A 5004-nucleotide genomic window follows, 5' to 3' on the forward strand; every position below is an offset into this window, starting at 1 on the left:
ATTGGATTTTTTATTTGGATAGCAGAGAACATTGCTACGTATTTTAGTGCATGGGAATATCCAAACCAAAGAGAAGCATGGAGTCTTGTCCATTTAGGAAAGGTGAGCTCATGGCTGTTATTGGTTATTGTTAGCTTTCTTATTGTGGCAACTTTGAAGCTGGTTAAGGGGAAAATACCTAATAGTTAATAATAATTCATTAGTAAATAGTGTAACATGATAATTTTATAGTAGATGAAAAAGTCCGTTTTACTGAAAGCTCCTCTGAGAAGATGAATAAATTCTTGGAGCTTTTTTGATAATTTAATTTTATTCTTCCTCCTTCGCTTCAGTCGAGTACATTTCTTTATCCGCTTGAATCCATTTAAACATATCTTGTTTATCTGGATAGGAAGCTTCTAAATATTTGTGGCTTTCTAAAAAATCATATCCTTTTTTCGTTAATCTAGCTGGCTTAAGAGAGAAGAAGGTATCGATTCTAAGTACTCTTTCAACATATCCTTCATTTTCTAAAAAAAAGATAAAATTTTCAAAGTCTCGCTGTATGAGATAATAGTCTTTTGCTGTTGGTAAAGCGATCCCTTTATGTAGCTCTCTAAGAACACTGTAGGCAACCCTCAATAACAAATCTCTTCTTTCTCTATAAATCATTTTTAAAAGAAATTACACACTTAAATCATCTCAAGCAACCGCATAGACAAAAACACAAATACTAAACATAAAACTAATCAATAAATGAAAGACAATTCCCATATCTACCATTTCAGAAAATAGGATAGAGATTGCAACACCGAAAAAAATCCTACCATTATGGCAAACAATCGATTATATCCTTCTATCTTAATACAAATCTCCAAAATGATAGTCTGGTTTAACATTTCATTAAAAAATATTGCTTTTTTTCTTTTTCTCCATTATTATATTATATTGTTAATTAACTAATTAAAAACAGACTAATTTATTTACTGGAAAGTGTTTTTTTTGGTTTATAAATCGTAATGGTTTCGATTTATTTTTTTAGGAGTGAGAGTAATGAACAACAAGAAAATTCCAGTTACCGTTTTAAGCGGTTATCTTGGTTCTGGCAAAACGACTTTGCTCAATCATATTTTATCTAATAGGGAAAACCTAAAGGTTGCTGTGATTGTCAACGATATGAGTGAAGTAAATATTGATGCTTCATTGGTGAAGCAAGGAGGTTTTTCAAGAACGGATGAAAAATTGGTGGAAATGCAAAATGGTTGCATCTGCTGTACACTTAGGGAAGATTTAATAATAGAAGTGGAAAAGCTTGTGCAATTAGGTGATATTGATTATATCGTAATTGAATCGAGCGGAATTAGCGAACCGATTCCTGTTGCTCAAACATTTACATATGTTGATGAGAGTGTAGGTATCGATTTATCCCGATTTTGTCAATTAGATACGATGGTTACAGTCTTAGATGCTCATCGTTTTTGGCATGATTATGCTTCTGGTGAAAGTCTTTTAGACCGAAAGCAAGCAGTGGATGAAATGGATGAAAGAGAAATAGCAGATTTGTTAATTGATCAAATTGAGTTTGCGAATGTCATTGTGTTAAATAAAACGGATTTAGTTTCGGAAAGCAAGCTACAGGAACTGAAAGCAGTTATCCAAAAATTTAACCCTGAAGCCAAAATTATAGAAAGTGAATATTCCAGAGTTCCTTTAAATCAAGTTTTAAATACTCAGTTATTTGATTTTGAAGCTGCTAGTCAAAGTGCAGGCTGGATAAAAGAATTAAATGAAGAGCATATTCCGGAGACAGAGGAATATGGAATTTCTTCCTTTGTGTATCGCAGCAATAAACCATTTCACCCTGTTAGATTGATGCAGTGGTTGGAAAACTGGCCAGTTGAAGTGGTTCGGGCGAAAGGATTTATTTGGTTGGCTACGAGAAATGAGATTGCTGGACTACTTTCTCAAGCAGGTCCATCCTTAACGATACAAGGAGCAGGCAATTGGGTAGCGACTTATTCGGAAAGCGAGCAAAAAGAAGTTTTAGAAGAAGATCCAGATTTACAAAAACGTTGGGATCCTCTTTATGGAGATCGCATGACAGAGGTAGTGTTTATTGGGATTGGCATGAATCAACAGCAAATGGAAGAAGAGCTAGATGCGTGTTTATTGACTGATATGGAAATGAAAAAGGATTGGACTAAATTTATTGATCCACTGCCTGCATTTTTTGTAGAATAAGAAAAAAATTCAATTTTATTAGGAGGAAGAAAAAATGAGAGTGAAAATTACTTTAGCATGTACAGAAACAGGAGATAGAAATTATATTACCACAAAAAACAAACGAAATAATCCAGACCGTATCGAGTTGATGAAGTATTGCCCACGTTTAAAAAAGCGCACTTTACACCGAGAAACAAAATAATTTTTTACAGTCAATAAATCGTAATGATTTCGTTTTAAAAAATTCAAATGTATTGGAGGAAGCAGTAATGGCAAAAAAGTCGAAAGTAGTAAAAGAAAAAAAACGCCAAGCAATGGTTGAAAAATATGCAGCGCTTCGAATGGAATTAAAAGAAAAAGGAGATATTGTAGCACTTAGAAAACTACCAAGAGATTCTTCACCGACCCGCTTAAAAAACAGATGTGAAGTGACTGGTAGACCTAGAGGGTATTTGAGAAAATTCAAAATGTCCCGTATTGCGTTTAGAGAATATGCCCATAAAGGACAGATTCCAGGAGTGAAAAAATCCAGCTGGTAATGAATAGAAAGAAAAGTCGTCAAGTTTGGTTTGACGACTTTTATCTACACATCAAAAATGGAGGAATAGGAAATGAATTCCGTTAATCCTGTATTAGTTCAATTTTTTTATCAAAGCGCGATTGCAAATTTGCCAGAAAAAAAACGGGAAATTTATCAATACATAGAGAGTAAAGAAGTAGAGCTAGAGAAAATTGCCGTAAATGAGAAACAGTTTATGGAGTTAATGGTTGAAAAATCGCCATTTAAGGAGGCTTCTGAATACTTTTCCCTCAGTATGCCTGCCATTAAAGAAATTATGGATGAAGCACAAGCGGAAATCGATTTAATGATAATCGCAAGAATTAATCGAATGAAATGGATTAATTACTCCAAGACTGATAGGAAAGCGAGAAAAAGTCAAAATAAAAAATGGACATTTGTATTTGTTTCCTAAGCTCTCTTTTATTTTAAGAAATCTTTGCACACCGTCAGAATAGTAAAGAGAAAGGAACTTGTTCATGTTTGATTGGGTCATTATTGGAGGAGGTATCCAAGGGATAACACTTGCTACCTTCTTATTAAAAAGTGGAAAAACTAGAATAGAAAATATGGCAATTATAGATCGTCATAAAGTGCCATTAGCAAATTGGAAAAGTAACCCAAAAGTTATTTCGATGCCGTTCTTACGATCCCCTTTTGTCCATCATTAGAACTATTTAATGAGCATTGTGACCAGCTAATAAAAGAAACATCCATTCATGATACTTGGATTCAAGGGAATGTAACATTAGTGACGAAAACAAATTTAGGTTTTCAAATATGTTTAAAAGATGGGAAGCAAGTTCACACGAAGAAATTAGTATTAGCGATTGGTATCGGCGAACAATTAAATATTCCTAATTGGGCATTTCCTCTTATAAAAGAAAATCGAGAGAACATTTATCACATTTTTGAAAAAGATATACGAAGTTTAGAGAATTTAAAGGGGCCAATCACGATTATTGGCGGTGGAATTACGTCAGCACATTTGGCATAGGATAGCACTTTTTGCTTGTAATATAATTTGCTCCTTGTGCAAATATTTTTATGTTGACATGGTACGCGTTTCATCCTTTACTCTTTAAGCAAATAGCAGAAAGTGAGGAGATAATTATATGCTAAGTCTAATCATACTTTGCATCATTATTTACTTTTTAACTTATTTTTGCTTAAAGGGTTATGTCCAATCAATGGATGTCACACCGATTCAATCCTTTGAAGATTATTTCATTGGTATATACAGGGAAGAGAAGTAATTGTATGCTTATGGTATATGTAAAGATGATATTTTTGTTTTGAAAAGGTGAAAGCATGACAAATATTAAAGATTTAGCAAAGATGGCAGGAGTATCTGTAACGACTGTTTCTCGAGTTCTTAATAATCATCCATATGTAAGCAAAGAAAAGCGGAATGCTGTTTTAGAGGCAATCAGAGAAAGTAACTATGAACAAAATATTAATGCAGTTCATTTGAGTAAAGGAAAAACTCAAATGATTGGTGTTGTTCTTCCTTTCTCCGATCATCCATATTTTGCATTGCTATTAAAGGGGATTGCCAAACAAGCATTGGAGAATAACTATAAACTTGTTCTATTTCAGACAGATTATATGGAAAGTAGGGAATTGGAAGCGTTGCAAATGTTAAAGCAAAAGCAAATTGATTCTCTTATTATTTGTTCAAGATCATGTGAATGGTCTGTAATAAAAGAATATGTACAATATGGAAGAATTGTATTATGTGAAGATGTCAATGGGAAGGAAGTTTCCTCTACATTTGTTAATCAATATAAAATTTTTCTGAATGCATTGGAATTTTTATATCAAAAAGGTCATAAGAAAGTTGGCTATTGTATTGGACGAAAGACCGGTCCAAGCAGCAGGTTGCGTGCTCTGGCCTATCAAGAATTTCTTGCGAAAAATAATCTATCTTACTTTGATGAATATATTATCGATCAGTGCAATTATTTCGAGGATGCAGAAAAAGTTATGGGAAAGATTCAAAGTATGGCAACACCGCCAACAGCTTTAATTGTTACAAGTGATCAAGTCGCAGCGGGAATCGTAACCTGCTGCCAAAAGCAGGGGATAAAAATACCGGAGGAACTTGCGATTATTGGTTTTCACAATGAACCTATTGCAAAAATGATGGAAATATCTTCGATTGAAATACCACTTTTTGATATGGGAAAGAATTTGCTTCAACAAGCGATTAGTAACGATATAACTAATAAGGAAATGTTTTT

The 5004-nt window shown here is 33.5% G+C and carries 10 protein-coding genes; 9 read left to right on the plus strand and 1 reads right to left on the minus strand.

Translation table 11 applies throughout. The features are described 5' to 3' along the window. Nucleotides 1-189: DUF817 family protein (locus tag RTL21_RS06085; protein WP_312094371.1), on the plus strand; the 189-nt coding region annotated here is incomplete at its 5' end. Nucleotides 190-309: 120 nt separating this feature from the next. Here RTL21_RS06085 and RTL21_RS06090 read toward each other — a convergent pair. After that, a complete protein-coding gene (locus RTL21_RS06090; protein WP_312094373.1) occupies nt 310-651 on the minus strand; it encodes a hypothetical protein in 342 nt (113 codons plus the stop codon). Nucleotides 652-1032: 381 nt separating this feature from the next. Between RTL21_RS06090 and RTL21_RS06095 the strand changes: the two genes are divergently transcribed. The 8 genes from RTL21_RS06095 to RTL21_RS06130 form a co-directional block, all read left to right on the plus strand. After that, the gene (locus tag RTL21_RS06095) at nt 1033-2220 is read left to right on the plus strand and encodes a GTP-binding protein (RefSeq protein WP_312094375.1); all 1188 of its coding nucleotides are present in this window, start codon (nt 1033-1035) and stop codon (nt 2218-2220) included. Between the two features lie 34 nt (nt 2221-2254). After that, on the plus strand, nt 2255-2404 hold the full coding sequence (rpmG, locus tag RTL21_RS06100; protein WP_016203575.1) for a 50S ribosomal protein L33: 150 nt from the start codon (nt 2255-2257) through the stop codon (nt 2402-2404). A 67-nt stretch (nt 2405-2471) separates the two neighbouring features. Further along, the gene (gene rpsN, locus RTL21_RS06105) at nt 2472-2741 is read left to right on the plus strand and encodes a 30S ribosomal protein S14 (protein ID WP_312094384.1); all 270 of its coding nucleotides are present in this window, start codon (nt 2472-2474) and stop codon (nt 2739-2741) included. A gap of 72 nt (nt 2742-2813) precedes the next feature. Next, nucleotides 2814-3176 (plus strand): hypothetical protein, encoded by a 363-nt coding sequence (locus RTL21_RS06110; protein ID WP_312094386.1) that lies wholly within the window; start codon nt 2814-2816, stop codon nt 3174-3176. 64 nt (nt 3177-3240) lie between these two features. Next, the gene (locus tag RTL21_RS06115) at nt 3241-3432 is read left to right on the plus strand and encodes a hypothetical protein (protein WP_312094388.1); all 192 of its coding nucleotides are present in this window, start codon (nt 3241-3243) and stop codon (nt 3430-3432) included. Between the two features lie 80 nt (nt 3433-3512). Further along, entirely contained in the window at nt 3513-3758 is a 246-nt protein-coding gene (locus tag RTL21_RS06120) for a hypothetical protein (protein WP_312094390.1), read from the plus strand. Between the two features lie 118 nt (nt 3759-3876). Next, entirely contained in the window at nt 3877-4017 is a 141-nt protein-coding gene (locus RTL21_RS06125) for a hypothetical protein (RefSeq protein WP_312094392.1), read from the plus strand. A 55-nt stretch (nt 4018-4072) separates the two neighbouring features. Beyond that, on the plus strand, nt 4073-5004 hold a 932-nt coding region (locus RTL21_RS06130; protein WP_312094394.1), incomplete at its 3' end, for a LacI family DNA-binding transcriptional regulator.

It is taken from the genome of Niallia sp. (assembly GCF_031978665.1).
In the GTDB taxonomy this organism is placed as follows: Bacteria; Bacillota; Bacilli; order Bacillales; family Cytobacillaceae; genus Niallia.